Consider the following 24,772-nt stretch of genomic DNA (forward strand, 5'->3'; position numbering starts at 1 on the left):
AATCGTAGCAGGGCAGAGTGTTTGCTCTGTCCGCTACCGTGATTGCATAGCGAGAGTGGATGTGAGCAAACGAGCCTATAACTTCTGCGCAGGTCCCGCTGCGCTGCCTGAAGCTGTCCTGTTGCGTGCCCAGTCCGAGATGCTCGACTGGCACGGCAAGGGTCTGTCGGTCATGGAAATGAGCCATCGCAGCGATGACTACGTGGCCATCGCCGAGAAGGCCGAACAAGACCTGCGCGACCTGCTGTCCATCCCCTCCAATTACAAAGTGCTGTTCCTGCAGGGCGGTGCGAGCCAGCAGTTCGCCGAGATTCCGCTGAACCTGCTGCCCGAGAACGGTACTGCCGACTATGTCGAAACCGGCATCTGGTCGAAGAAAGCCATCGAGGAAGCGCGTCGCTTCGGCAACATCAACGTTGCTGCCAGCGCCAAGCCTTATGACTACCTGGCCATCCCTGGCCAGAACGAGTGGAAGCTGACCCCGGGTGCGGCCTATCTGCACTACGCATCCAACGAAACCATCGGCGGCCTGCAGTTCGACTGGGTTCCCGAGGCCGGTGACGTTCCGCTGGTGGTCGACATGTCCTCCGATATCCTCTCGCGTCCGATCGATGTGTCGCAGTACGGCCTGATCTATGCCGGTGCGCAGAAGAACATCGGCCCGAGCGGTCTGGTGGTAGTGATCGTCCGTGAAGACCTGCTCGGTCGTGCCCGCAGTTCGTGCCCGACCATGCTTGACTACAAGATTTCGGCCGATAACGGTTCGATGTACAACACCCCGGCCACCTATTCCTGGTACCTCTCGGGTCTCGTCTTCGAGTGGCTGAAGGAGCAGGGCGGCGTTGCCGCGATGGAGCAGCGCAACAAGGCGAAGAAAGATCGCCTGTACGGCTTCATCGACAACAGCGACTTCTATACCAATCCGATCAGCACCAACGCCCGCTCGTGGATGAACGTGCCGTTCCGTCTGGCTGACGAGCGTCTGGACAAGGCGTTCCTGGCCGGCGCCGACGCCCGTGGCCTGCTCAACCTCAAGGGTCATCGTTCCGTCGGCGGCATGCGTGCCTCGATCTACAACGCCCTGGGTCTGGACGCCGTCGAAGCGCTGGTTGGCTACATGGCTGAATTCGAGAAGGAGCATTCCTGATGTCCGAGCAGGAGCTCAAGGCGCTGCGCGTTCGCATTGATAACCTGGATGAGAAGATTCTCCAGCTGATCAGCGATCGCGCGCGCTGCGCCGAAGAAGTTGCCCGGGTCAAGATGGCCAGTCTGGCCGAAGGCGAGCAGCCGGTGTTCTACCGTCCCGAGCGTGAGGCGCAGGTCCTCAAGCGCGTGATGGAGCGCAACAAGGGGCCGCTGGGCAACGAAGAGATGGCGCGCTTGTTCCGCGAAATCATGTCTTCGTGTCTGGCCCTCGAGAACCCGCTGAAAGTGGCTTATCTCGGTCCGGAAGGCACCTTCACCCAGGCGGCGGCCATGAAGCACTTCGGTCACGCGGTGATCAGCAAGCCGATGGCGGCGATCGACGAAGTGTTCCGTGAAGTGGCAGCCGGTGCGGTGAATTTTGGCGTGGTGCCGGTGGAAAACTCCACTGAAGGCGCGGTCAACCACACCCTCGACAGCTTCCTCGAGCACGACATGGTGATCTGTGGCGAAGTCGAGCTGCGCATTCACCACCACCTGCTGGTCGGTGAAAACACCAAGACCGACAGCATCAGCCGCATCTATTCCCACGCCCAGTCGCTGGCCCAGTGCCGCAAATGGCTGGACGCCCATTATCCGAATGTCGAGCGCGTGGCGGTGTCCAGCAACGCCGAGGCGGCCAAGCGGGTCAAGGGCGAGTGGAACTCGGCGGCGATCGCCGGTGACATGGCGGCCGGGCTTTATGGCCTGACCCGTCTGGCCGAGAAGATCGAGGATCGCCCGGACAACTCCACGCGCTTCCTGATGATCGGTAACCAGGAAGTGCCGCCGACCGGCGACGACAAGACTTCGATCATCGTGTCCATGAGCAACAAGCCCGGCGCGCTCCACGAGCTGCTGGTACCGTTCCATGACAACGGGATCGACCTCACCCGGATCGAAACCCGTCCGTCGCGCAGCGGCAAATGGACCTACGTGTTCTTCATCGACTTCGTCGGTCATCACCGTGATCCGCTGATCAAAGGTGTACTGGAAAAGATCAGTCAGGAAGCAGTAGCACTCAAGGTGCTGGGTTCCTACCCGAAAGCAGTTCTTTAAGGGGTGGTAGCAATGAGTGGCAACTTCCTCGCTCTGGCACAGCCGGGCGTGCAGCAACTTTCGCCATACGTTCCGGGCAAGCCTGTGGACGAACTGGCCCGCGAGCTGGACCTGGATCCGGCAAGTATCGTCAAACTGGCGAGCAACGAAAACCCGCTGGGCGCGAGCCCGAAAGCGCTGGTCGCAATCCGCGAAGCGCTGGATGAGCTGACCCGTTATCCGGACGGCAACGGCTTTGCCCTGAAATCCCTGCTGGCCGAGCAGTGCCGTGTCGAGCTGAACCAGGTGACCCTGGGCAACGGCTCCAACGACATTCTCGAGCTGGTGGCGCGCGCCTATCTGGCGCCGGGCCTGAATGCGGTGTTCAGCGAGCACGCGTTCGCGGTTTACCCGATCGCGACCCAGGCGGTCGGTGCGCAGGCCAAAGTCGTTCCGGCCAAGGATTGGGGGCATGACCTGCCGGCGATGCTGGCCGCCATCGATGCGAACACCCGTGTCGTGTTCATCGCCAACCCGAACAACCCGACCGGTACCTGGTTCGGCGCCGAAGCGCTGGACGAGTTTCTGCAGGACGTGCCGGAGCATGTGCTGGTAGTGCTGGACGAGGCCTACATCGAATACGCCGAAGGCAGCGATCTGCCGGACGGTCTGGATTTCCTCGCGGCTTATCCGAACCTGCTGGTTTCGCGCACCTTCTCCAAGGCTTATGGTCTGGCGTCGCTGCGTGTTGGCTACGGCTTGTCCACGCCAGTGGTGGCGGACGTGCTGAACCGCGTACGCCAGCCGTTCAACGTCAACAGCCTGGCCTTGGCCGCGGCGTGTGCGGCGCTGAAGGACGAGGAATATCTGGCGCAGAGCCGTCAGCTCAACGAGTCCGGCATGCAACAGCTGGAAGCGGGTTTTCGCGAGTTGGGTCTGAGCTGGATTCCGTCCAAGGGCAATTTTATCTGCGTCGACCTCGGTCAGGTGGCGGCTCCGGTGTTCCAGGGCCTGCTGCGCGAAGGCGTGATCGTGCGTCCGGTGGCCAACTACGGCATGCCGAACCATCTGCGGGTGACCATCGGTCTGCCGGCGGAAAACAGCCGCTTCCTCGAAGCGCTGCGCAAGGTTCTGGCTCGTGGGTGATGTCACTGCGCTGCAATCTGCTGCACCTATGATCGGGCGCCTGGTGGTGGTCGGTCTGGGGTTGATCGGTGGTTCGTTTGCCAAAGGCTTGCGTGAAAGCGGTGTGTGCCGCGAGGTGGTCGGGGTTGATCTCGATCCGCAATCGCGCAAGCTGGCGGTCGAGTTGGGCGTGGTGGATCGTTGCGAAGACGACCTGGTGGCGGCTTGCCAGGGCGCGGACGTGATCCAGTTGGCGGTGCCGATCCTGGCCATGGAAAAAGTGCTGGCCCGTCTGGCCGGCATGGATCTGGGGCAGGCGATCCTGACGGATGTCGGCAGCGCCAAGGGCAATGTGGTGCGTGCGGCGACCGAGGCGTTCGGCGGCATGCCGGCGCGTTTCGTGCCTGGGCATCCGATTGCCGGCTCCGAGCAGAGCGGGGTGGAAGCCTCCAATTCGGAGCTGTTCCGTCGTCATAAAGTGATTCTGACCCCGCTGGAGCAGACCGATCCGGCCGCCCTGGCCGTGGTCGATCGCTTGTGGCGCGAGCTGGGCGCCGACGTCGAGCACATGCAGGTCGAGCGTCACGATGAAGTGCTGGCCGCGACCAGTCATCTGCCGCACCTGCTGGCCTTCGGTCTGGTCGATTCGCTGGCCAAGCGCAATGAAAACCTTGAGATCTTCCGTTACGCTGCGGGCGGTTTCCGTGATTTCACAAGAATCGCCGGAAGCGACCCGGTCATGTGGCATGACATCTTTCTCGCCAACCGCGAGGCTGTCCTGCGCACACTCGATACATTTCGCAGCGACCTCGACGCTTTGCGCGACGCGGTCGATGCAGGGGATGGGCACCAATTGTTGGGCGTCTTCACGCGCGCCCGGGTTGCCCGCGAGCATTTCAGTAAAATCCTGGCCCGCAGGGCCTATGTGGACGCTATGAATTCCAACGATCTGATTTTCCTGGCTCAACCTGGTGGCCGCCTGTCCGGTCGGATTCGCGTACCGGGTGACAAATCGATTTCCCACCGTTCGATCATGCTCGGTTCTCTGGCTGAAGGCGTCACCGAAGTCGAAGGCTTCCTCGAGGGCGAAGACGCCCTGGCGACCTTGCAGGCGTTCCGTGACATGGGCGTGGTCATAGAAGGCCCGCATCACGGCCGTGTGACCATCCATGGTGTCGGCCTGCACGGCCTGAAGCCTGCGCCGGGCCCGATCTATCTGGGCAACTCCGGTACTTCGATGCGCCTGCTGTCCGGCCTGCTGGCCGCGCAGGACTTCGACAGCGCCCTGACCGGTGATGCGTCGCTGTCCAAGCGCCCGATGAATCGCGTCGCCAACCCGCTGCGGGAAATGGGCGCCGTGATCGAAACCGCTGCCGACGGTCGTCCACCGATGACCATTCGTGGCGGTCACAAGCTCAAAGGCCTGACCTACACCATGCCGATGGCCAGCGCCCAGGTTAAATCCTGCCTGCTGCTGGCGGGCCTGTACGCCGAAGGCAAGACCACCGTCACCGAGCCGGCACCGACCCGTGACCACACCGAGCGCATGCTGCGCGGCTTCGGCTATCCGGTGAGCGTTGACGGTGCCACGGCATCGGTTGAGTCCGGTGGCAAGCTGACCGCGACCCACATCGAAGTGCCGGGCGACATCTCGTCGTCGGCGTTTTTCCTGGTGGCTGCGTCGATCGCCGAAGGTTCGGAGCTGGTGCTCGAACACGTCGGCATCAACCCGACCCGTACCGGCGTGATCGACATCCTGCGTCTGATGGGCGCCGACATCACTCTGGAAAACCAGCGTGAAGTGGGTGGCGAGCCGGTAGCGGATCTTCGTGTACGGGCAGCTAAACTCAAAGGTATCGAGATTCCGGAAGCGCTGGTTCCGCTAGCCATCGACGAGTTCCCGGTGCTGTTCGTGGCGGCAGCCTGTGCCGAAGGCCGCACCGTGCTGACCGGCGCCGAAGAGCTGCGGGTCAAGGAGTCGGACCGTATCCAGGTCATGGCGGACGGTTTGCTGGCGCTGGGCGTCAAGTGCGAACCGACCCCGGACGGCATCATCATCGACGGCGGCCAGATCGGCGGCGGCGAAGTGCATGGTCATGGCGATCACCGTATCGCGATGGCTTTCAGCGTGGCCTCGCTGCGCGCCACGGCACCGATCCGCATCCATGACTGCGCCAACGTCGCGACATCGTTCCCGAACTTCCTGGCGCTGTGCGCGCAGGTCGGTATTCGTGTGGCGCAAGAGGCTCAGTCGTGAACAACATTGCACCGGTCATCACCATCGACGGGCCAAGCGGCTCGGGCAAAGGCACCGTAGCCGGGATTCTGGCCAAGCGTCTTGGCTGGAACCTGCTGGACTCCGGTGCGTTGTATCGCCTGCTGGCGTTCGCGGCGCACAACCATGGTGTGGACCTGACCAATGAAGAGTTACTGAAGAAACTGGCCGCTCATCTGGATGTGCAGTTCATCGCGGCGACCGACGGTCAGTTGCAACGCATCATTCTGGAAGGTGACGAAGTCAGCGATGTCATCCGCACTGAAAGCGTCGGTTCCGGCGCTTCGCAGGTGGCTGCATTGCCCGCCGTGCGCGAGGCGCTGCTTCAGCGTCAGCGTGCATTTCAGGAAGCGCCGGGTCTGGTGGCCGATGGTCGCGACATGGGCACGGTGGTGTTTCCCGATGCGCCACTGAAGATTTTCCTGACCGCCAGTGCCGAGGAGCGGGCGCGCCGCCGATATTTGCAGTTGAAGGGCAAAGTCGAGGGTGTTAGTCTGTCGAGTCTGCTAGATGAGATCCGTGCGCGCGACGAGCGTGACACCCAGCGAGCTGTGGCCCCGCTCAAGCCGGCGGCCGACGCGATACAGCTGGATTCCACGGAGTTGTCCATCGATCAGGTGCTTGAACGCATCATGAGTGAGATCGCCATTCGCGATATCGCCGGGTGACCAAGAAGGCCGCAGGGGACCAGTCATAGTCCTGTGACGCTTCTTTTAAATGAAACTAACCCACATTGTCTGGGATGTGGAGATGGGCGTATTTTTCGCCCTAATCAACAGGAATTAAAATGAGCGAAAGCTTTGCGGAACTCTTTGAAGAAAGCCTAAAGACCCTGAACCTTCAGGCAGGCTCCATCATCACCGGTGTTATCGTTGATATCGATTACCAGGCTCGCTGGGTAACCGTTCACGCTGGCCTGAAGTCCGAAGCACTGATCCCGCTGGAGCAGTTCTACAACGACGCTGGCGAACTGAACATCAACGTCGGTGACGAAGTTCACGTTGCGCTGGACTCGGTTGAAGACGGTTTCGGTGAAACCAAGCTGTCCCGTGAAAAAGCCAAGCGCGCTGAATGCTGGATCGTTCTGGAAGCAGCCTTCGCAGCCGAGGAAGTGGTCAAGGGCGTTATCAACGGTAAGGTTAAAGGCGGCTTCACTGTCGACGTTAACGGCATCCGTGCGTTCCTGCCAGGTTCCCTGGTTGACGTCCGTCCAGTGCGCGACACCACGCACCTGGAAGGCAAAGAGCTGGAATTCAAGGTCATCAAGCTGGACCAGAAGCGCAACAACGTTGTCGTTTCCCGTCGCAGCGTCCTGGAAGCCGAGAACTCCGCCGAGCGTGAAGCTCTGCTGGAATCCCTGCAGGAAGGCCAGCAAGTCAAAGGTATCGTCAAAAACCTCACCGATTACGGCGCATTCGTCGATCTGGGTGGCGTGGACGGCCTGCTGCACATCACCGACATGGCCTGGAAGCGCATCAAGCATCCTTCCGAGATCGTCAACGTTGGTGACGAAATCGATGTCAAGGTTCTGAAATACGATCGCGAACGCAACCGTGTTTCCCTGGGCCTGAAACAACTGGGCGAAGATCCATGGGTTGCTATCAAAGCCCGTTACCCAGAAGGCACTCGTGTTACCGCTCGTGTAACCAACCTGACCGACTACGGCTGCTTCGCTGAGCTGGAAGAAGGCGTTGAAGGTCTGGTACACGTTTCGGAAATGGACTGGACCAACAAGAACATCCACCCTTCGAAAGTCGTACAAGTCGGCGACGAAGTGGAAGTCATGGTTCTGGACATCGACGAAGAGCGTCGTCGTATCTCCCTGGGCATCAAGCAGTGCAAGTCGAACCCATGGGAAGACTTCTCTGGCCAGTTCAACAAGGGCGACAAGATCTCCGGCACCATCAAGTCGATCACCGATTTCGGTATCTTCATTGGTCTGGACGGCGGCATCGACGGTCTGGTTCACCTGTCCGACATCTCCTGGAACGAAGTGGGCGAAGAAGCCGTACGTCGTTTCAAGAAGGGCGACGAGCTGGACACCGTTATCCTGTCGGTTGACCCGGAGCGTGAGCGTATCTCCCTGGGTATCAAGCAACTGGAAAGCGATCCGTTCTCCGAGTACGTCTCGGTTAACGACAAAGGCGCAATCGTTACTGGCACCGTGAAAGAAGTTGACGCCAAAGGCGCCATCATCGTTCTGGCCGACGACATCGAAGCGACTCTGAAAGCCTCCGAAATCAGCCGTGACCGCGTTGAAGACGCGCGCAACGTTCTGAAAGAAGGCCAGCAAGTAGAAGCCAAGATCATCAGCGTTGATCGTAAGAGCCGCGTAATTCAGCTGTCGATCAAATCGAAAGACGATGCTGAAGAGAAAGAAGCCATCCAGAGCCTGAAAGCAGCTCCGGAAGGCGAAGCAGCTGACACCACTATGGCGGCACTGCTGCGTCAAGCAATGGCCAAACAGAACTGAGTTCTGTCTGATCATGAAAAAGGGCGACTTCGGTCGCCCTTTTTTGTGCCTGCGATTTGGTGGGGCTGCTTTCTGGTCAATCGGTGAAACCATTTCCTTGGCCGGGAGGTCTGTTTCTTTAATCGGATCAATCGTCTATTCGCGTCTAGGCTTAGGCTGAAGATCGCAGTAGTCGGGCAGGCGCCTGGCATAAGGATGTGAATGAACAAGTTTATAGTTCTGGTGGGTATGTTGGTCTTGGCGGGATGTACTACCAGCGCCAAGACCCATGCGGTGCGCGGAGTGAGTGGCATTGAGGTTGACTGCTCCGGCTTGGGTTCCGGTTGGGAGAGGTGTCAGAAGCGCGCCGCCAAGGAATGCAAGGGGGCAGGTTACAAGGTGATCACGCGTTCTGATGATGCTCGGGATGACGATGAGTTTCCCTTCGGCTTCAATCCTGCCGGCTACGTGACTCGCACCATGTTGGTGATTTGTCGGTGAGCGCTGGCCAGGCTGTAATTCGATGCCCTGAAAACGGGCGTTGTGGCGAGTTGGAAGATATGTCAAGCCCTGGGCTGTTCAAAATCTTCCGGGCGTGCTAAAACCTTTCAAGCGCTGACCTAGCTGCTTGAAAAAGAAGGGAAAAATATGACGAAGTCGGAGTTGATCGAACGAATTGTCACCCATCAAGGGCTGCTCTCATCCAAAGATGTGGAGTTGGCCATCAAGACTATGCTTGAGCAAATGTCCCAGTGTCTGGCCACGGGGGATCGTATCGAGATCCGTGGTTTTGGCAGCTTTTCCTTGCATTATCGCGCGCCGCGAGTCGGTCGTAACCCAAAGACCGGCCAGTCTGTCAGTCTTGACGGCAAGTTTGTTCCGCATTTCAAGCCAGGCAAAGAGTTGCGTGATCGCGTGAATGAAGAAGAGGAGGAGGGGGTTTGACGGTCACCGTTACGCGAGGAGCCGCTCATGAGTAATCTCAAGCGCATTTTGCTTTCCGTATTAATTTTATTGCTTGTATTGGCGATCCTTGCGTTCGTTCTCGAAAACCAGCAATCGGTCTCCCTGTTGTTTCTTGGTTGGGCGGGGCCGCAACTTCCGGTATCAGTGTTTACGGTTGGTGCATTGCTGGTGGGTATGCTGATCGGGCCGTTTTTTGGCTGGTTTCTGAGACGTTCGTCCAGAGCTTCACGCAAGCGTCTGGTCTGATTGCGACCTTGAAGGAAAGGCGAACTAAACTTTAGCCACAGCTTGTCTATATCCATTAGTAAAACGTTCATTAAGCTGTAAAATGCTGCGCTTGTTCGATAGTGGCATATTCCCACGTCGGTACAAACTGACTCTGGTCAGAAGCCCCGGCTGGATTGATGGCTTTTGCGTTCATGGATTAGACAGTGCTCGGTTGGCAGCCCTGTCAGCAACTCAAGGGTATGGTTTCGCGTGAAAATTCTAGTAACCGGCGGCGCCGGGTTTATCGGCTCGGCAGTCATCCGTCATATCATTTCCAATACTACCGACGCAGTGATCAACGTCGATAAGCTGACGTATGCGGGTAACCTTGAGTCGCTGGCTGAAGTCAGCGGTAATTCGCGCTATGCATTCGAACGCGTCGATATCTGCGATCGTGAGCAGATCGACCGTGTTTTGCGTGAGCATCAACCAGATGCCATCATGCACTTGGCTGCGGAATCTCATGTCGATCGCTCGATCAGTGGTCCGTCCGAGTTCATTCAGACCAACATCATCGGTACTTACACTCTGCTGGAAGCTGCTCGCCACTATTGGGCGGCACTGGATGATGTGCGTAAAGCCAACTTCCGTTTCCATCATATTTCGACCGACGAAGTTTACGGTGATCTTGAAGGCCCGGAAGACCTTTTCACCGAAACGACGCCTTATCAGCCAAGCTCGCCTTATTCGGCCAGCAAGGCCAGCTCCGATCACCTCGTTCGCGCCTGGGCTCGCACTTACGGTCTGCCGACATTGGTGACCAACTGCTCGAACAACTACGGCCCTTGCCACTTCCCGGAGAAATTGATTCCGCTGATCATTCTCAATGCACTGGAAGGCAAACCTCTGCCGGTTTACGGAAAAGGCAATCAGGTTCGCGACTGGCTGTATGTCGAAGACCACGCCCGTGCGTTGTACAAAGTCGTGACCGAAGGCGTCGTCGGCGAGACATACAACATTGGCGGCCATAACGAAAAACAGAACATTGAAGTAGTGAACACGCTGTGCGCACTGCTCGATGAGCTGCGTCCAGACTCGGCGCATCGTCCTCATGCAAGCCTGATCACTTACGTGCAGGACCGCCCTGGTCACGACCAGCGCTATGCGATCGATGCAAGCAAGATTCAGCGCGAGCTGGGCTGGACTCCGGAAGAAACATTCGAAACCGGCATTCGCAAGACTGTTGAATGGTACTTGAACAATACTGACTGGGTCGCTCACGTGAAGAGCGGCAGTTACCAGCAGTGGATTGATCAAAATTATGCGGATCGCTCAAACAAGGCATGAAAATCCTCCTGCTGGGTAAGAACGGCCAGGTCGGCTGGGAGTTGCAACGCTCTCTGGCACCACTGGGCGAGCTGATTGCACTGGATCGTCATTCAGTCGATGGATTGAGTGGTGATTTATCGAATCTTGAGGGTTTGCGTTCGACGATCCGCCAGATAAAGCCTGATGTCATTGTCAACGCAGCGGCTTACACCGCCGTTGACAAGGCCGAGACTGAAGTCGAGCAGGCAGCGCGCGTCAATGCTCAGGCGAGCGGTGTCCTGGCTGAAGAGGCTGCGGTCCTTGGCGCCTGGCTGGTTCACTACTCGACCGACTATGTCTTCAGTGGGCAAGGTGTCACGCCTTGGCAGGAAACGGATAGCGTAGCGCCGGTCAACGCATACGGTGCGAGCAAGCTGGCCGGCGAACAGCTCATCACCGCGTCGGGTTGCAAGCATCTGATTTTCCGCACGAGCTGGGTATATGGTGCGCGCGGCAGCAATTTTGCCAAGACCATGTTGCGTCTTGCCGCTGATCGCGAAAGCTTGAACGTGATCGCCGATCAGATCGGTGCGCCAACCGGTGCGGACCTGATTGCGGACGTCACCGCGTTGGCCATTCGCCAGGCCTTTCAGCGCCCTGAACTGTCGGGGTTGTATCACCTGGCAGCCAGCGGTGAAGTGTCCTGGCATGGCTATGCCAGCCACGTGATCGCATTTGCCAAGGCCAATGGCGAACAGCTTGCCGTACAGGCCGTGAACCCGATCGATACCACTGCTTATCCGACCCCCGCGCGCCGGCCGCTGAATTCACGTTTGAATACTCAGAAGCTACGCGACAATTTTTCTCTACACTTGCCGGATTGGCAAAGTGGTGTAACCCGAATGCTTAGGGAAGTTCTGAACAAATGACCACGATTAATCGCAAAGGGATCATTCTCGCCGGTGGTTCGGGCACGCGTCTGCACCCGTTGACCCTCGGTGTGTCCAAGCAGATGCTGCCGATCTACGATAAACCGATGATCTTTTATCCGTTGTCGGTGCTGATGCTTGCAGGGATGCGTGAGATCCTGATCATCTCCACGCCACAGGACCTGCCATGCTTCCAGAAGCTGCTCGGTGATGGCAGCCTTTATGGCATTCAGCTGACGTACGCAGAGCAACCAAGCCCGGATGGTCTGGCGCAGGCCTTCATCATCGGTGAAGAGTTCATCGGCAAGGATCCATGCTGTCTGATTCTGGGCGACAACATCTTTTACGGTCAGCACTTCTCGGACAATCTGCGTTCGGCCAGCTCACGGCAGCAGGGCGCTACCGTATTCGGTTATCACGTTTCCGATCCGGAGCGTTTCGGTGTCGTCGAGTTCGACGAAAGCGGCCGTGCGCTGAGCATCGAAGAAAAGCCGCTGAAACCGAAATCCAACTATGCCGTTACCGGCCTGTACTTCTACGACAACGATGTCGTGGAAATTGCCAAGGGCATCAAGCCTTCCGTACGTGGTGAGCTGGAAATTACCGACGTCAACCGTGCTTATCTCGACAAGAAGACGCTGAAAGTCGAAATGCTGGGTCGTGGTTTCGCTTGGCTGGATACGGGGACTCACGAATCGCTGCTGGAAGCCAGTCACTTCGTTCACACCATCGAGCACCGTCAGGGCTTGAAAGTCGCTTGCCTGGAAGAGATTGCCTACAACAATGGCTGGATTACCTCTCAGCAATTGGCGGCCCAGGCGAATGCCCTGAAAAAGACCGGTTACGGTCAGTACCTACAGAAGTTGCTGGATTCGCCGTCCCGCTGAGCTGAGCGTCATTCGCTCGAACAGTCGCGTTTAACAGTGCAAGCGGGAACGGCATGCCAGTAAAACATCCGAAGGTCGCGGTTTTGCTGGCTGCCTACAATGGCATGCAGTGGATCGAAGAGCAGTTGGCTTCGATCCTTGCGCAGTTAGCCGTCGACGTCACCATTTATATCAGCATTGATCCATCCGACGATGGCACCAAAGCCTGGTGCGCGGCTTATGCTGCTGTGCACCCCAATATCGTTTTGCTCCCCGATGCCGGCAGGTTCGGCGGTGCATCCCGCAATTTCTTCCGCCTGATTCGTGACGTCGATATTGACGCTTACGAATTCGTGGCATTCGCCGATCAGGACGATCGCTGGCATGCAGACAAATTGCAGCGCGCAACGAGCACGTTGTTGCGTGAAGGGTGCGACGCCTACTCCAGCAATGTGCTGGCCTTCTGGCCGGACGGCAAGACTCATGTACTGAACAAGGCCCAACCTCAGGTTCAATGGGATTTCCTGTTCGAAGCCGCAGGTCCCGGCTGTACCTATGTGATGAGCAAGCCTCTTGTCCGCTCCCTGAAAGCTTCCATGCTCGCGCAATGGGATGCATTGCAGCATGTCAGCCTCCATGACTGGTACTGCTATGCCTTCGCTCGCAGTCATGGTTTTCGTTGGTACATCGACCCGCTGCCTTCAATGGACTATCGCCAGCATGAGCGTAACCAGGTAGGTGCCAACAAAGGTTTGAGTCCGCTGATTGCGCGCTATAAAACCATTCATGATGGATGGTGGTTCAGTCAGGTGCGGATGATTGCAACCCTGGTTGGCCAGGATCAGACAACGTTTGTCCAAAGCTGGCTGCCGTTGCGACGTCTGCAGTTGATCGGGTTGTCGTTCAGCGCCTGGCGATGCCGTCGGCGCTTGCGAGACAAGGTCTTTTTCTTTTGTATTTGCTGGGCTACGGCGCTGATAGGAAACCATGTGAAATGAAAGTCCCCAAGGTGATGATAACCGGGGCAAATGGTCTGGTCGGCGAGGCGCTGGTTTTCAGGCTGCTCCTGGACAAGCGGTTCGAACCTGTTGCAACAGCCAGGGCAGCTACCCGTTTGCATGGCTTGTGTTCGGTCGTTCCTTTTGATCTGACAGCTGAACAGGCATTGCCAGTGCTTGATCAGATCCAGGTTCTAGTGCATGCCGCAGCCCGTGTGCATGTCATGCACGAGATGGCTGACGATGCGCTGCTGGAGTTTCGCAAGGCCAACGTACAGGGCACCTTGCGTCTCGCTCGTGGCGCGGCAGAGGCGGGGGTCAAGCGCTTTGTCTTTATCAGCTCGATCAAAGTTAACGGCGAGAGCACGCCTGCGGGTAAGCCCTTCAAGGCTGATGATGTCCCTGATCCTCAGGATCCTTACGGCGTTTCGAAGCATGAGGCTGAAGAGGCGCTCAGACAACTGAGTCGCGAGACGGGCATGGAAGTGGTCATCATCCGTCCGCCGCTGGTCTACGGGCCGGGTGTCAAGGCCAACTTTCTGAGCATGATGAACTGGCTCGACAAGGGCGTTCCCCTGCCGCTGGGGGCGATCAGGAATCAGCGCAGCCTGGTTGCCATCGGCAACCTGGTGGATCTGCTGGTTACGTGCATCGACCACCCTGCGGCTGCCGGTCAGGTGTTTCTGGCCAGCGATGCCGACGACGTTTCGACAACTCGCCTGCTCGAGTGTCTGGGACAGGCCCTGGGAAGGCAGCCCCGCTTGTTGCCCGTCCCCCAATGGTTGCTGATTGCCGGTGCATCACTCCTGGGCAAGCAGGCTGTCGCAAAAAGAGTCCTCGGCTCACTGCAGGTGGATATAAGCAAAAACCGTGAACTGCTGGGCTGGACCCCTCCAGTCAGTTTGCACAAGGCAATGCGTCAGACCGCTGACCACTTTCTGGATAATCTGAAGAAATGATGCTTTCCGGGCTGCTACTGGCAGCATTTCTCGTCTCGTGGACGATGACGCTGATTTTGCGGCGATATGCGTTGGCAAAGAGCCTGATCGATATTCCCAATGAGCGCAGTTCGCATTCGATCCCTACTCCCCGTGGCGGCGGAGTGGCGATCGTGCTGACGTTTGCGTTGACCTTGCCGGTTCTGTCGAGCATCGGTCTCATTGCTACGCAGGCACTGTTTGGATTGCTGGGGGCCGGGCTGCTGGTCGCGCTCATCGGTTTTGCCGATGACCATGGGCATATTGCGGCTCGCTGGCGTCTGCTCGGGCATTTCATTTCAGCAGCATGTGCCTTGTTCGGGCTGCATGGCCTGGGGCCGGTAGATGTGTTCGGGAACACGATCGATCTGGGCTGGATCGGCAATATACTCGCGGCGTTTTACCTTGTGTGGATGCTCAATCTGTACAACTTCATGGACGGTATTGATGGTCTGGCCAGTGTGCAGGCGATCTTCGTCTGCCTTGCAGGCAGTCTTGTCGGGTGGATGAGCGGGAATGTTTCGTTGATCGGCGCACCCTTGCTGCTGGCCGCGGCGGTGGCCGGATTTCTGGTCTGGAATTTTCCACCTGCGCGTATTTTCATGGGCGACGCCGGCAGTGGATTCCTCGGGCTCATCCTCGGTGTTCTATCGCTTGAAGCAGGTCGACAGGCCCCGGATCTCTTGTGGAGCTGGCTGATCCTGCTTGGCGTTTTTGTCGTTGACGCTACGGTGACGCTGTTCGCGCGATTGTCTCGTCGAGAAAAGATCTACCAGGCCCATCGCAGTCACGCCTATCAGTATGCTTCCCGCCATTATGCAAGCCATAAGACAGTGACGCTGGGTGTGCTGGGGATCAATCTGGCGTGGTTGCTGCCTATGGCGGTGCTGGTGGCTGGAGGCTTGCTTGATGGCTTGAGCGGCCTGATCATCGCCTACATTCCTCTGGTTGTCCTGGCCATGCGCTTTAAAGCAGGGAGGCGAGAGCAGGCTCAGGAGAAAGGCTGAAAAGATTGCCGCCGGGTCGGCTTTGCTCCTCCCGGTGAACCATGCAAAGCATGTAAACTGCGCGAAAAATCTGCCACATAAAAATTCAGCATCAGGTGAAGGAATGTCTCCAAAGTTATCGGGGCGAATAGTTTATCTCGACTATATGCGCGTCTTTGCGTTCATGAGCGTATTGATCGGCCACAAGTTGGAAGCGCCGTTGCAAGCATTTATTGCTGACGGAACACGACATGTAACGCTCAGGTTTTTTGCAGAAATGCTCTATCCGCTGTGTGTGGGAGGCGCAGCGGGGGTGGTTGTATTCTTTCTGACATCCGGTTACATCATTACGCATGTACTGCAGATGGAAGCGCCACTGGAATTCATGATCAAGCGCTTCTTTCGTATTTATCCGCTTTATATGGTTGCCGTCATTCTGGAGTGGTGCATGTGGCACCACTTGAACGGGGCTCCGTTCCCTTCCTTGTCGGTACTGGTTCCTCAATTACTGTTGATCGGAGATTTCTTTCAGACGCCACATACACTCTCTGGCGTTGAGTGGACATTGCGCATTGAGGTGATGTTCTATGTGTTCATGGCGATACTGAAGGCTTTGGGTCTTTTCAAAAACCAGAAATGGATGCCCTGGGTGCTCGTAGGAAGTGCATGCGTACTGTATCTGTTGCCTCAGATACCGGGTAAAGAGGTATGGGTGCACGGTTACTTCACTCTCTACGCACCGTTCCTCTTCATGGGGGGCTTGGTTTACCTGATTCAGACAGGCAGTGCAAATAAATATGCCTGTGTCATGTCGATTGGTTTTATGTTTGTGGTCTTCCTGGTTCTTATTTCCCGCTTTCACCCTGCCTGGAGTCAGAATCACTATGCATTGTTGGCGCTGATTATATTTCTGGCAGGATGGGCGTTTGGGGCAAAGTTGCCGGATGGGAAAGTTTTGCGCACGACGTCGGATCTGACGTACTCCGTTTATCTTTTCCATAACTGGCTTTGGACCTATCTGGCGATCCTTGTGGAAAGTCACGGATTGAAGTCCATCTCCGTCAATTTGCAGGTATTTATACTTCTTATTGTTTTCTGTTTTATGATGCATAAGCTCGTTGAGCTGCAAGCTATAAAGATTGGTCGAAAAGTGCTGGGTGTCTACAAGCGCCGCGCGCAGTTGAAGACACCCGATAACGTTCTCGTGGTGTCGCAGTCAGCTTGATTTAGCGGAATAGAAAAAGCCCAGTCACTGACTGGGCTTTTTTGTTCTCTTGTCAGAGGTCGAAACAATCAGGATTTCGTTTTGCAGATCCGGGATCAACGAGGCTGGCTATTGATCAGGTCCGCTGAATCAAATCGAGCTTCCCAGCTGTTTTCGTCTCTGAAGCGATCCGTGAAGTCACTGGAAGTCCTGTACGCCAGAGCCTTGTCGATCATCGGCGCAAGTTCTTCCGCGTTATCGCACAGATAGACACCGTCCTGCCCGCCCCGAAATGCCATTTCGCCAAAACCTGTCGAGATGATCGGTAAGCCCAGTGCGCGATACTCGTAGTATTTGATCGGATCCACGGATGAGGTCAGTTCATTCCTGAGAAACGGAATGACCGCGACATCGAAAGACAGCATGGTCTTCAGCGCATCCTGGTGACTGCACGGAGGAAACAGTTTCAGATTGGATGGAAGTTTTGTACTGCAGGGATTGAAGACCGGGCCGACGATATGAACATCGTTGTGAGGCCGGGATTGCGCCAGTTGAATGATCCAGTCCCAGTCAAACCAGGCGCCGACCGTACCCAGGTAACCAAAGGTTGCTGGCGATACTTCCGAATACTGGCTTTTCGCGGTAGGCAACAGAGCGACATCGAGCCCGTTTGGCACAAACCTGACATTCGGGTTGATGTGTTGCCACTTTTTGCGAAGTTTTGTGGAGGACGCCAGTACGATATCGGCGGCGCTGCCGATCTGGCGTTCACGGCGTGCCATCGCCGCTCTGGAGATCCCGGAAAAGAACGTTGGAAAGTCATCCATCGCATCGTAAATGCACGGGTGATTCTTCAGTCGTTTCAGCACTCGCAAGGCGAGTGTCGTCGGTTTGCCGAAAACCACCAGCACGTCAGGAGACTGGCCGAACTCCTCCACGGTCTTGAGGATGCCGGACCAGTAAAGCGTCTCGTTGATCAGGCCGGAGCCTGGCAGCGGTTCGATTGGCAAGGCCCGGGGCTTGACCACGGTCAGCCAGGGTTCCTGGTTGTCGCTTTCGGTTTTGTCGCTGACACCGATTTTCTTGAAGTCGGCCAGGCACGGAAAGCGACCAGGATATGGTTCCAGCCACAATACTTCGCCGCCGGTCTTTTCATGAAACCAGCGGGCGAACTTCTGGGGCCGCTGGGCAAAGCTTGCCCAGGGCACCGGAGACAGGTAAATCAGACGCATCAAGCACAGAACTCTTTGAGCACCGCCACAATGCGCTCGGCACCTTTGCCGTCACCGTAAGGGGAAACGCCGCGGGCCATGGCTTTGTAGGCCTCTTCGCTGTCCAGCAGCGTCTGTGCTTCCTGGAGAATGCGCTCGCGGTTCGGACCGACCAATTTGACGACGCCCATTTCCACGGCTTCCGGACGTTCGGTTTCGTCGCGCAGAACCAGTACCGGAATGGCCAGCGCCGGCGCTTCTTCCTGTACGCCACCGGAGTCACTGATGATCAGGTAAGCCTTTTTCATTGCGGCGATGAACGGCGCGTAATCGAGCGGCTCGCACAGAATGATGTTGGGAACGTCACCCAGCACTTTGTAGGCCGTGTCCTTGACGTTCGGATTCGGGTGCACCGGGTAGAGAATCTGTACGTCCGAATTGCGCTCGGCCAGGGTCTTGAGGGCCTCGCAAATCTCTTCGAAAGGCTTGCCGAAGTTCTCGCGGCGATGCGACGTCACCAGGATCAGGCGTTTGCTGTCATCAAGCTCGATGCCCAGGTTCAGATCCTTGGCGGCTGTCATCAGCAAAGCGTCGATGACGGTGTTGCCGGTGACCGTGATGTCTTTTTCCGCAAACCCTTCCTTCAGCAGGTTCGCCTTCGAGCTTTCGGTCGGAGCAAAGTGCCAACGGGTCAGGCTGCCAGCCAGTACGCGGTTGGCTTCTTCCGGGAACGGGTTCTGCATGTCCCAGGTACGCAGGCCGGCTTCAACGTGGCCAAACGGAATCTTGTGATAGAAGCATGCCAGGGCCATCGCGAACACCGTGGTGGTGTCACCTTGAGCGAGCACGACGTCGGGTTTTTCTTCCAGCAGCACCTTGTCCAGTTCCAGCAACAAGCGTGCGGTCAGCTCTGTCAGGTTCTGGTTGGGCTTCATGATGTTCAGATCGATATCCGGCTTGATACCGAAGAAGTCCATGACCTGATCAAGCATTTGTCGATGCTGGGCCGTTGCCAGAACGCGGACGTCAGCCCACGGCTCTTGCTGGAGTGCCAGAATGACGGGGGCCATCTTGATGGCTTCTGGGCGGGTGCCGACCGTACAAATGATTTTCATCGGGGTCTTTCCTTTGCGAATTGGGGCGAATTGACAAGCGGCTCAGGTGCGACGCAAAAACCAGCGGGTCAAAACGAAAGTAACAGGGATGGTCACGACAATGACGACCAGTGGTGCAACGCCCTGGGGGATCTCAAGGCGTTCGACGAAGACACTCAGCAGCACTGCCGACAACAGATATTGGGCCAGGTACACCAGCGGAAAGGCAAAAAAGCCTTTCCAGCTGACGGGTGTCCTGAACACGATCGTTGCGTTGAACCAGTACGAAAAAACGATACCGGTGGCAAATGCGAGGGCATACGCCACCTGGTAGGGCAGCACGATCTGCAAGCCGTAATACAAGGCGAAGGTAAAGGCCGTGTTGATGCCGCCGCCGATTACAAACTTGATCAGGTCGGTCAATGTCTTCTGTTTCGACATCCGGTCAGGCCTGCTGCGACTTGATCAGGCTGACGAATTCGCCGTAGTCGCGGATGTAGTCGGCAGAGTCGTAATAGTCGGATGCGAAGACCAGCAGCATGGCGTCCTGGGAGTACTTGTACTGGATGCCCCAGGTCATGGGTGGCAGATACAGGCCCATGTTGGGTTTGTCCAGGGTGATTTCTTCGCGGGTCCTGCCATCGTCCACAACCACGCGGATGCTGCCCCGGACTGCAATCAGGAACTGGTGGCATTGATGGTGTGCGTGCTCGCCGCGGGTGTCGGCGGTCGGTACGTCATAAACCAGGAAATAGCGTTTGGGCGTGAACGGGATTTCTCGCTCGAACTCACCCACCGACAGGCTGCCCCGCAAGTCGGGAACGGCCTTGAACGTATGCAGAGTCACTCCGGCGACGTTGGTGCCGGTGACCGCCGGTTTCGACGAAGCACTGACTTTCATGCTTTCGCTGGTGTTGTCGACAGCGTCCGCATAGCCAATGATTTTGGCGGGGTTACCGACCACGATGGCAAACGGCGGTACCGAGCGGGTCACGACTGCGCCGGCCCCGACCATGGCGTTTTCGCCGATGGTCAGTCCTGGAAGAATGGTTGCGTTGGCACCGATGCTCGCCCGGGTTTTCACCACGGTGCGCAAGAACTCGTCCGGGTACTGCTTGCTGCGTGGCATCCGATCGTTGGTGAAGGTGGCATTGGGGCCGATGAACACGTCATTCTCTATATTGATGCCGTCCCATACCTGGACTCCGCACTTGATCGTGACGCGGTCACCGATGACCACATCGTTCTCGATGAAGACGTTGTCGCAGATATTGCATTCGGCGCCCAGGCGCGCTTGCGGCAGCACATGTGCAAAGGCCCAGATCTTGGTGTCTTTGCCGATATGAGGCGATTCGCACAACCCGTTCGGGTGGACGAAGTATTCAGTGTTTTCATTTGTCATGATTGAAACTCTCGGTCCTCATCGGGATGGCCAACGGCCGTGCCTTGGTGTTTTCGTAGGTTCGCCATGCGTACGAACCCACGATGCCCAGGCCCAGCAGATTGGCAGCCCCGAGGAAGACGATGGCGTTGATGGTCATTGCATAGCCCGAAACCGTGATCAGCCCAAGCAAGCGTGCAATGGTGACGACGATACCGAAACCGGCCGCGAGCAGGGTGGTCACGCCCCCCAGCCGGGTCAGCAGGCGGATGGGCAGGTCCGTGAAGGCGAAAATGCTGTCCATCATGTAATTCACCTTCTTGGAGAATGTCCATGCCGACTTGCCGTGCTCGCGTTTCAGGCGGCTGTAGGAAATAGTCTTGCGGCGATATCCCAGCCAGAAAATCTGCGCGATCAGCGAGCTGTGCCGTTCATCGAGGGTCAGCAGCGTATCGCGAAAGGCCTTGTTGCAGCCGAACACATCTACACCGCCTTCCGGAATTTCCGATACCACATAGCGGCGGTAGAGATTCCAGAACGTCTTGGAGGCGATGCGCGACAGCAATGGATCGTCGCGGCCCTCGCGCACACCCAGTACCACGTCGTACTCGCCTGTCAGCAATTGCGTGTTCATCTCGAGCACCAGTTCCGGTGGCTCTTGCAGGTCGGCGGCCATGACCGCGAAGCGATCGCCCCGACCGGCTTCAAGACCTACCCGAATGGCCGGGAACGAGCCGAAGTTACGCGACAGCAGCACCAGGCGCGATTCGAAGCGCTGTTTGGGCAGTTCATTGCGCAAGATCTCGTAGCAGCGATCAGGGCTGCCATCGATCACAAAAACGGCTTCGAAATCGCCTGCCAGCTTGCTGTTCAGTCCATCGATGGCGACCAACAAGTCTGGCAAGGAGCCTTCGTTTTTGTAGACAGGGATGACTAACGTTAGCAAGCGATGGCGCTCCTTATCCGAAGTATTTCTGAACGGCTGCAATCACGGTTGCCACCTGTTCATCGGTCATGCCCGGGAAGCAAGGCAAGGTCACCAGATCCTTGCAGGTGCGCTCGGTCACTTCCAGGGAGCCGGCGATGCGAGGTTCGGTATAGGCGGCTTGCTGGTGATCCGGAACCGGATAGTGAACGTCCGTGGTCACTCCCTGAGCCTTGAGGAAGTCACGCAAGGCATCACGGTTCTCGATGCGTGCCACGTACAAGTGCGCGGCGTAGGAGTCATTGACCGACGGCAGGGCCTTGAAACCCAGGCCGGAAAAAGCTGCGTTGTAGCGAGCCGCGATGCTGCGTCGAGACTCGTTCCAGCCTTCAAGCTGCGGCAGCTTGACGCGCAGGATCGCTGCCTGCATTTCATCCAGACGGCTGTTTTTACCGCCCGCATGACCGATGTGATACTTGGACGACCAGCCATACTGGCGCAAGGTCTTGAGCTGTGCAGCGATCTTCTCGTCGCTGGTCACGACCGCACCGCCATCACCCATGGCGCCGAGGTTCTTGGTCGGATAGAAGCTGAAGCAGGCCGCATCGCCGAAGCTGCCCGCCTGACGACCGTCACGCTTGGCACCGTGGGACTGAGCGCAGTCCTCGATCAGCTTGATGCCGGCGGCGTGGGTCAGGGCCAGCAATTCTTTGACATTTGCCAGTTGCCCGTAGAGGTGAGTGACGATCACGCACTTTGGCTTCTCCTCCAGGGCCTTGGCCAAGGCTGCTGGCGACATGGTCATGGTGGCTTCGTCGATGTCGACATACAGCGGCGTTGCACCAATGCCGTGAATCGCAGTGCTGCTGTAAAAGCCTGCGTTGGCAACAGTCACAACCAGATCGCCGCGCTCTACACCGACACTGCGCAGCGCAATTTCAATGGCGTCGGTACCGTTGGCCATGGAGACGCAGTGGCTGACACCTACGTACTCAGCGAATTCCTTCTCGAATCCGGTGACCTCTTCGCCCAGGACATACCAGTTCCGGTCGAGAACTTTCTTGACCGCGCCAAGGAAGTCGAGGTTCTGGTTCATTGCCTTGTCGGAATAGAGAGGGATCATATCGATGCTCCTTGGGTGTTCAAGCCGGAATTGATTGCAGAAGACTTGGTTTTTTTAAAAAAATGCTTTTTGAGCCGCAAGGCCCGTTTTTCGATCAGATGCCAGGATGCGATCCCGCATGCCAGTGCGATGATGCTCGCGGCCAGGCAGTTCTGGTTCCCGGTGAAGTCAGGGAAGGCCCAGGCGACGAACTGCTGTGCGGGCCAGCCATAGAGATAGACGCCGTAGGAGTAATCCCCCCATTTGTCCATCCAGGCAAATTGTTTCAGGAAGCTGACAGTGCAGAAGAAGGTCACCAACAACAGAATGTAGCCGAAGACGAATTTGTCAGTGCCCAGTGTGATACCGGCCAGGAACAAGGCGATCAGCAGGAAATACGGGCTGACGGGAATGCTGTCGCGGTTGATGTAAAGGAAGGAGCCAATATAGAACAGCAGGCAGACGTGCAACATGGTCGCGCCGCTGATCGATGCGGGCAGGAAGGTCTTGTCGTTCCAGATCACGACGATCAGGACAAAAAACACCGTGTTGAACACTGCACGGCTGCGCATCACGCCGAAGACGTAGAAGAACAGCACCACGATGTACAGCCAGACTTCAATCAGCACCGACCAAATCGAGCCGTTCACTGCCTGGTCGTGGTTCTGGGTGAACACGCCGGGCAGGAAGAAACCACCCTGATAGGTGAAAGCGAGGCCCTTGAAGTAGGTCCAGACTTCCCGGCTCGTGAGGTAGTCGGACAATGACAGGGTGGTCACAATCCCGCCCAGCACGAAGGTCACCAGTATCAGGTTGACCCACAGTGCCGGATAGATTCTCAGGACGCGGGAAATCACATAGTTCTTCACGCCGCTGTTAAGAATGCTGGCGGTGACCAGAAAACCGCTGATCAGGAAAAACAGATCGACCGCTACGCCGCCCAGGAATGCATAGCCGGTGGTGACGGCGACCCAGTCTGCCGGTGCTCCGGCGACAATCGCCGACGTATGGCCGTAAATGACCGAAAGTGCAGCAACCAGGCGGATAAACGTCAGGTTGTTGTTCTTGCCAACGAACAGATCTGCAAGCGTACGCATCATTGAGCTCCTGCAATGGTCAGTTTCAGGCAGCTCGCTTCAGCGGCGGGGGCGTCGGTCACGACCACTCGACCCTTGGAAGAGGCAGCGCCCTGCTGGATGCCCGCAAAGAGCGGATTGGTCTTGTCCATGACGATGTTCCAGACGGTGTGCAGGTCCATCACGGTTTCCAGATACTGACCGCTGTGCATGTACCACGGAGAAAACGCGTTGGCGCCATAAATGCAAACCGAAGGAGCGGCATTGATGGCCACCTTGTTGTCTTCCAGTTGCTTGAGCACCTTGGCATTGTCGGAACCGACGGCATCGTACCAATGGGCGACGCTGGTGCGTCCCGGTGTGTCGTTGATATACAGGGGCACGGCAAGTGCGGCCAGCAAAACACTGGCCAAACAGGCACGCAGCGGTGCCGGCGTCGCAGTTTTCAGCAGTTCGGCCAGCGCGACGTAGACGGAACCGACGATGAAAGGCAGCCAGATCAGTTCGTAATAGGCGTTGACGTGGTTCGGCAACACCGAATACGGCGCGATCAGGGTCAGAACGGCACCGACGACGTAAAGCGTCTTGGGGATTTTCCTGTCCCGTAGCAGCACAATCAGCGCCACAACCGCAGAAAAGACCATCGCGGCCGCGATGATGTTGCCGTGTACGAGCATTGCCGGATGGCCAGCGCCGGTCAGGTAGCGCCACACGGTATTCGCGACGCCGGTCACGGAGGTGTCGATGAAGTACGAAGACTGTGCATCGCTGGCACCCAGGAAGCTGGACGCAGCGAGAAACTTCGCCCCGGCAACCATCAGCAGTGACGCTCCCAGACCGATCAGCCCGGTCACAATCCGTTTCTTGAGCGGTTTGTCCGATTTCACCAGGACATAGGTAAAAGAAAACACGTAGAAGAGGATGAAGTCTTCCTTGGCCAGCGTGGACAACAGCAGCAGGGTCACGGACACATACAGCCAGGTATCACCGGTTTCTCGATCGTCCTTGAACAGGAAGTAAACGGCCGCGAGCCCCAGGCATCCGGACATCATGTGCGTCACCATGCCGGTGTAGCGGGCATATTCGGCAACGATCGGCGTGGAGAGGGACGCTGCGGCGAACAACACCAGCGTGATCCAGTACTGACGCGGTTGTACGACTTCGATCAGGATTTTCCAGCAAAGGAAGACATAGGTCGCGGTGAATATCCGTACCGCCCAGATCAGATAATCCGGCCCCAGCGAGGAGAACACGAAGATCAGCCAGGTCGACAGGGGGCGAATCCAGGACAGGGCCAGGCCGCCGGCGGCAGACGAATAGTTGGTGTAGTCGTCATGGTGAACGGGGATGGACGTCGGCAAAAAGCCTGAGACGGAGTAGTACGCCATCAAATAAAAGACAGCCGAAATCAACGCAAACGAAAGAATATTCAAATGCTTTGATAAAAACGGTGGTGGCATCGAGTTCATG

At 57.3% G+C, this 24,772-nt stretch carries 24 protein-coding genes; 16 read left to right on the forward strand and 8 right to left on the reverse strand.

Going from position 1 to position 24,772, the window contains the following annotated elements:
- Positions 1–61 precede the first annotated feature (61 nt).
- The 16 genes from serC (at position 62) to ACTJK7_RS18690 (ending at position 16,534) form a co-directional block, all read left to right on the forward strand.
- On the forward strand, positions 62–1,147 hold the full coding sequence (gene serC / locus ACTJK7_RS18615) for a 3-phosphoserine/phosphohydroxythreonine transaminase (protein WP_108562936.1): 1,086 nt from the start codon (positions 62–64) through the stop codon (positions 1,145–1,147).
- Positions 1,147–2,241, forward strand: coding sequence for a prephenate dehydratase (gene pheA / locus ACTJK7_RS18620; protein WP_007950913.1), 1,095 nt, complete (start codon positions 1,147–1,149; stop codon positions 2,239–2,241). Before serC ends, pheA begins: the two co-directional genes overlap by 1 nt.
- 12 nt (positions 2,242–2,253) lie before the next feature.
- Positions 2,254–3,366 (forward strand): histidinol-phosphate transaminase, encoded by a 1,113-nt coding sequence (gene hisC, locus ACTJK7_RS18625; RefSeq protein WP_064383393.1) that lies wholly within the window; start codon positions 2,254–2,256, stop codon positions 3,364–3,366.
- 28 nt (positions 3,367–3,394) lie between these two features.
- On the forward strand, positions 3,395–5,602 hold the full coding sequence (locus ACTJK7_RS18630; RefSeq protein WP_234420634.1) for a bifunctional prephenate dehydrogenase/3-phosphoshikimate 1-carboxyvinyltransferase: 2,208 nt from the start codon (positions 3,395–3,397) through the stop codon (positions 5,600–5,602).
- Positions 5,599–6,288 carry a (d)CMP kinase gene (gene cmk / locus ACTJK7_RS18635; protein ID WP_007973641.1) on the forward strand — a complete coding sequence of 230 codons (690 nt, stop codon included), beginning with the start codon at positions 5,599–5,601 and terminating at the stop codon, positions 6,286–6,288. Before ACTJK7_RS18630 ends, cmk begins: the two co-directional genes overlap by 4 nt.
- Positions 6,289–6,407: 119 nt before the next feature.
- A complete protein-coding gene (gene rpsA, locus ACTJK7_RS18640; protein WP_039770554.1) occupies positions 6,408–8,093 on the forward strand; it encodes a 30S ribosomal protein S1 in 1,686 nt (561 codons plus the stop codon).
- A gap of 201 nt (positions 8,094–8,294) precedes the next feature.
- Positions 8,295–8,573: a hypothetical protein gene (locus tag ACTJK7_RS18645; RefSeq protein ID WP_064383392.1), complete on the forward strand. Its 279-nt coding sequence runs from the start codon at positions 8,295–8,297 to the stop codon at positions 8,571–8,573.
- A 147-nt stretch (positions 8,574–8,720) separates the two neighbouring features.
- Entirely contained in the window at positions 8,721–9,017 is a 297-nt protein-coding gene (gene ihfB, locus ACTJK7_RS18650) for an integration host factor subunit beta (RefSeq protein WP_003189779.1), read from the forward strand.
- Between the two features lie 27 nt (positions 9,018–9,044).
- Entirely contained in the window at positions 9,045–9,284 is a 240-nt protein-coding gene (locus ACTJK7_RS18655) for a lipopolysaccharide assembly protein LapA domain-containing protein (protein WP_323150850.1), read from the forward strand.
- Between the two features lie 231 nt (positions 9,285–9,515).
- Positions 9,516–10,592, forward strand: coding sequence for a dTDP-glucose 4,6-dehydratase (gene rfbB, locus ACTJK7_RS18660; protein ID WP_064383388.1), 1,077 nt, complete (start codon positions 9,516–9,518; stop codon positions 10,590–10,592).
- Positions 10,589–11,482: a dTDP-4-dehydrorhamnose reductase gene (gene rfbD, locus ACTJK7_RS18665; protein ID WP_108562932.1), complete on the forward strand. Its 894-nt coding sequence runs from the start codon at positions 10,589–10,591 to the stop codon at positions 11,480–11,482. The genes rfbB and rfbD overlap by 4 nt, the downstream gene beginning before the upstream one ends.
- On the forward strand, positions 11,479–12,369 hold the full coding sequence (rfbA, locus tag ACTJK7_RS18670; protein WP_064383382.1) for a glucose-1-phosphate thymidylyltransferase RfbA: 891 nt from the start codon (positions 11,479–11,481) through the stop codon (positions 12,367–12,369). Before rfbD ends, rfbA begins: the two co-directional genes overlap by 4 nt.
- Positions 12,370–12,422: 53 nt before the next feature.
- A complete protein-coding gene (locus ACTJK7_RS18675; protein ID WP_108562931.1) occupies positions 12,423–13,346 on the forward strand; it encodes a glycosyltransferase in 924 nt (307 codons plus the stop codon).
- Complete coding sequence (locus ACTJK7_RS18680; RefSeq protein ID WP_064383380.1) at positions 13,343–14,305, forward strand: UDP-glucose 4-epimerase family protein; 963 nt, start codon at positions 13,343–13,345, stop codon at positions 14,303–14,305. The genes ACTJK7_RS18675 and ACTJK7_RS18680 overlap by 4 nt, the downstream gene beginning before the upstream one ends.
- Positions 14,302–15,330 carry an MraY family glycosyltransferase gene (locus ACTJK7_RS18685; RefSeq protein WP_323150849.1) on the forward strand — a complete coding sequence of 343 codons (1,029 nt, stop codon included), beginning with the start codon at positions 14,302–14,304 and terminating at the stop codon, positions 15,328–15,330. The genes ACTJK7_RS18680 and ACTJK7_RS18685 overlap by 4 nt, the downstream gene beginning before the upstream one ends.
- Positions 15,331–15,433: 103 nt before the next feature.
- The gene (locus ACTJK7_RS18690; protein WP_108562929.1) at positions 15,434–16,534 is read left to right on the forward strand and encodes an acyltransferase family protein; all 1,101 of its coding nucleotides are present in this window, start codon (positions 15,434–15,436) and stop codon (positions 16,532–16,534) included.
- A gap of 95 nt (positions 16,535–16,629) precedes the next feature.
- Here the strand turns inward: ACTJK7_RS18690 and ACTJK7_RS18695 are convergent, their stop codons facing one another.
- Genes ACTJK7_RS18695 through ACTJK7_RS18730 form a run of 8 tightly spaced genes read right to left on the reverse strand, consistent with a single transcriptional unit; the run spans position 16,630 to position 24,771 of the window.
- Positions 16,630–17,745, reverse strand: coding sequence for a glycosyl transferase (locus ACTJK7_RS18695; RefSeq protein ID WP_108562928.1), 1,116 nt, complete (start codon positions 17,743–17,745; stop codon positions 16,630–16,632).
- Entirely contained in the window at positions 17,745–18,839 is a 1,095-nt protein-coding gene (wecB, locus tag ACTJK7_RS18700; RefSeq protein ID WP_108562927.1) for a non-hydrolyzing UDP-N-acetylglucosamine 2-epimerase, read from the reverse strand. The genes ACTJK7_RS18695 and wecB overlap by 1 nt, the downstream gene beginning before the upstream one ends.
- Positions 18,840–18,881: 42 nt before the next feature.
- Entirely contained in the window at positions 18,882–19,241 is a 360-nt protein-coding gene (locus ACTJK7_RS18705) for a GtrA family protein (protein WP_223290667.1), read from the reverse strand.
- 22 nt (positions 19,242–19,263) lie between these two features.
- A complete protein-coding gene (locus ACTJK7_RS18710; RefSeq protein ID WP_064383370.1) occupies positions 19,264–20,220 on the reverse strand; it encodes a WxcM-like domain-containing protein in 957 nt (318 codons plus the stop codon).
- Positions 20,210–21,145: a glycosyltransferase family 2 protein gene (locus tag ACTJK7_RS18715; protein WP_064383368.1), complete on the reverse strand. Its 936-nt coding sequence runs from the start codon at positions 21,143–21,145 to the stop codon at positions 20,210–20,212. Before ACTJK7_RS18715 ends, ACTJK7_RS18710 begins: the two co-directional genes overlap by 11 nt.
- 13 nt (positions 21,146–21,158) lie before the next feature.
- Positions 21,159–22,247: a DegT/DnrJ/EryC1/StrS family aminotransferase gene (locus tag ACTJK7_RS18720; RefSeq protein ID WP_323150848.1), complete on the reverse strand. Its 1,089-nt coding sequence runs from the start codon at positions 22,245–22,247 to the stop codon at positions 21,159–21,161.
- Entirely contained in the window at positions 22,244–23,323 is a 1,080-nt protein-coding gene (locus ACTJK7_RS18725) for an acyltransferase family protein (RefSeq protein ID WP_064383364.1), read from the reverse strand. Before ACTJK7_RS18725 ends, ACTJK7_RS18720 begins: the two co-directional genes overlap by 4 nt.
- Entirely contained in the window at positions 23,323–24,771 is a 1,449-nt protein-coding gene (locus ACTJK7_RS18730) for a hypothetical protein (RefSeq protein ID WP_440780188.1), read from the reverse strand. Before ACTJK7_RS18730 ends, ACTJK7_RS18725 begins: the two co-directional genes overlap by 1 nt.
- Between the last annotated feature and the right edge of the window lies 1 nt (position 24,772).

The sequence above is a fragment of the Pseudomonas sp. 22085 genome (assembly GCF_052045815.1).
Taxonomy (GTDB): domain Bacteria; phylum Pseudomonadota; class Gammaproteobacteria; order Pseudomonadales; family Pseudomonadaceae; genus Aquipseudomonas; species Aquipseudomonas glycinae.

Coding starts and splice junctions, on each gene's coding strand:
- ihfB (WP_003189779.1), top strand. CDS start 8,721: ATGACGAAGTCGGAGTTGATCGAACGAATTGTCACCCATCAAGGGCTG.
- ACTJK7_RS18675 (WP_108562931.1), top strand. CDS start 12,423: ATGCCAGTAAAACATCCGAAGGTCGCGGTTTTGCTGGCTGCCTACAAT.
- ACTJK7_RS18680 (WP_064383380.1), top strand. CDS start 13,343: ATGAAAGTCCCCAAGGTGATGATAACCGGGGCAAATGGTCTGGTCGGC.
- ACTJK7_RS18645 (WP_064383392.1), top strand. CDS start 8,295: ATGAACAAGTTTATAGTTCTGGTGGGTATGTTGGTCTTGGCGGGATGT.
- rfbD (WP_108562932.1), top strand. CDS start 10,589: ATGAAAATCCTCCTGCTGGGTAAGAACGGCCAGGTCGGCTGGGAGTTG.
- ACTJK7_RS18725 (WP_064383364.1), bottom strand. CDS start 23,323: ATGCGTACGCTTGCAGATCTGTTCGTTGGCAAGAACAACAACCTGACG.
- ACTJK7_RS18695 (WP_108562928.1), bottom strand. CDS start 17,745: ATGCGTCTGATTTACCTGTCTCCGGTGCCCTGGGCAAGCTTTGCCCAG.
- pheA (WP_007950913.1), top strand. CDS start 1,147: ATGTCCGAGCAGGAGCTCAAGGCGCTGCGCGTTCGCATTGATAACCTG.
- ACTJK7_RS18690 (WP_108562929.1), top strand. CDS start 15,434: ATGTCTCCAAAGTTATCGGGGCGAATAGTTTATCTCGACTATATGCGC.
- rpsA (WP_039770554.1), top strand. CDS start 6,408: ATGAGCGAAAGCTTTGCGGAACTCTTTGAAGAAAGCCTAAAGACCCTG.
- ACTJK7_RS18730 (WP_440780188.1), bottom strand. CDS start 24,771: ATGAACTCGATGCCACCACCGTTTTTATCAAAGCATTTGAATATTCTT.
- wecB (WP_108562927.1), bottom strand. CDS start 18,839: ATGAAAATCATTTGTACGGTCGGCACCCGCCCAGAAGCCATCAAGATG.
- ACTJK7_RS18630 (WP_234420634.1), top strand. CDS start 3,395: ATGATCGGGCGCCTGGTGGTGGTCGGTCTGGGGTTGATCGGTGGTTCG.
- ACTJK7_RS18720 (WP_323150848.1), bottom strand. CDS start 22,247: ATGATCCCTCTCTATTCCGACAAGGCAATGAACCAGAACCTCGACTTC.
- ACTJK7_RS18685 (WP_323150849.1), top strand. CDS start 14,302: ATGATGCTTTCCGGGCTGCTACTGGCAGCATTTCTCGTCTCGTGGACG.
- rfbA (WP_064383382.1), top strand. CDS start 11,479: ATGACCACGATTAATCGCAAAGGGATCATTCTCGCCGGTGGTTCGGGC.
- ACTJK7_RS18710 (WP_064383370.1), bottom strand. CDS start 20,220: ATGACAAATGAAAACACTGAATACTTCGTCCACCCGAACGGGTTGTGC.
- ACTJK7_RS18655 (WP_323150850.1), top strand. CDS start 9,045: ATGAGTAATCTCAAGCGCATTTTGCTTTCCGTATTAATTTTATTGCTT.
- hisC (WP_064383393.1), top strand. CDS start 2,254: ATGAGTGGCAACTTCCTCGCTCTGGCACAGCCGGGCGTGCAGCAACTT.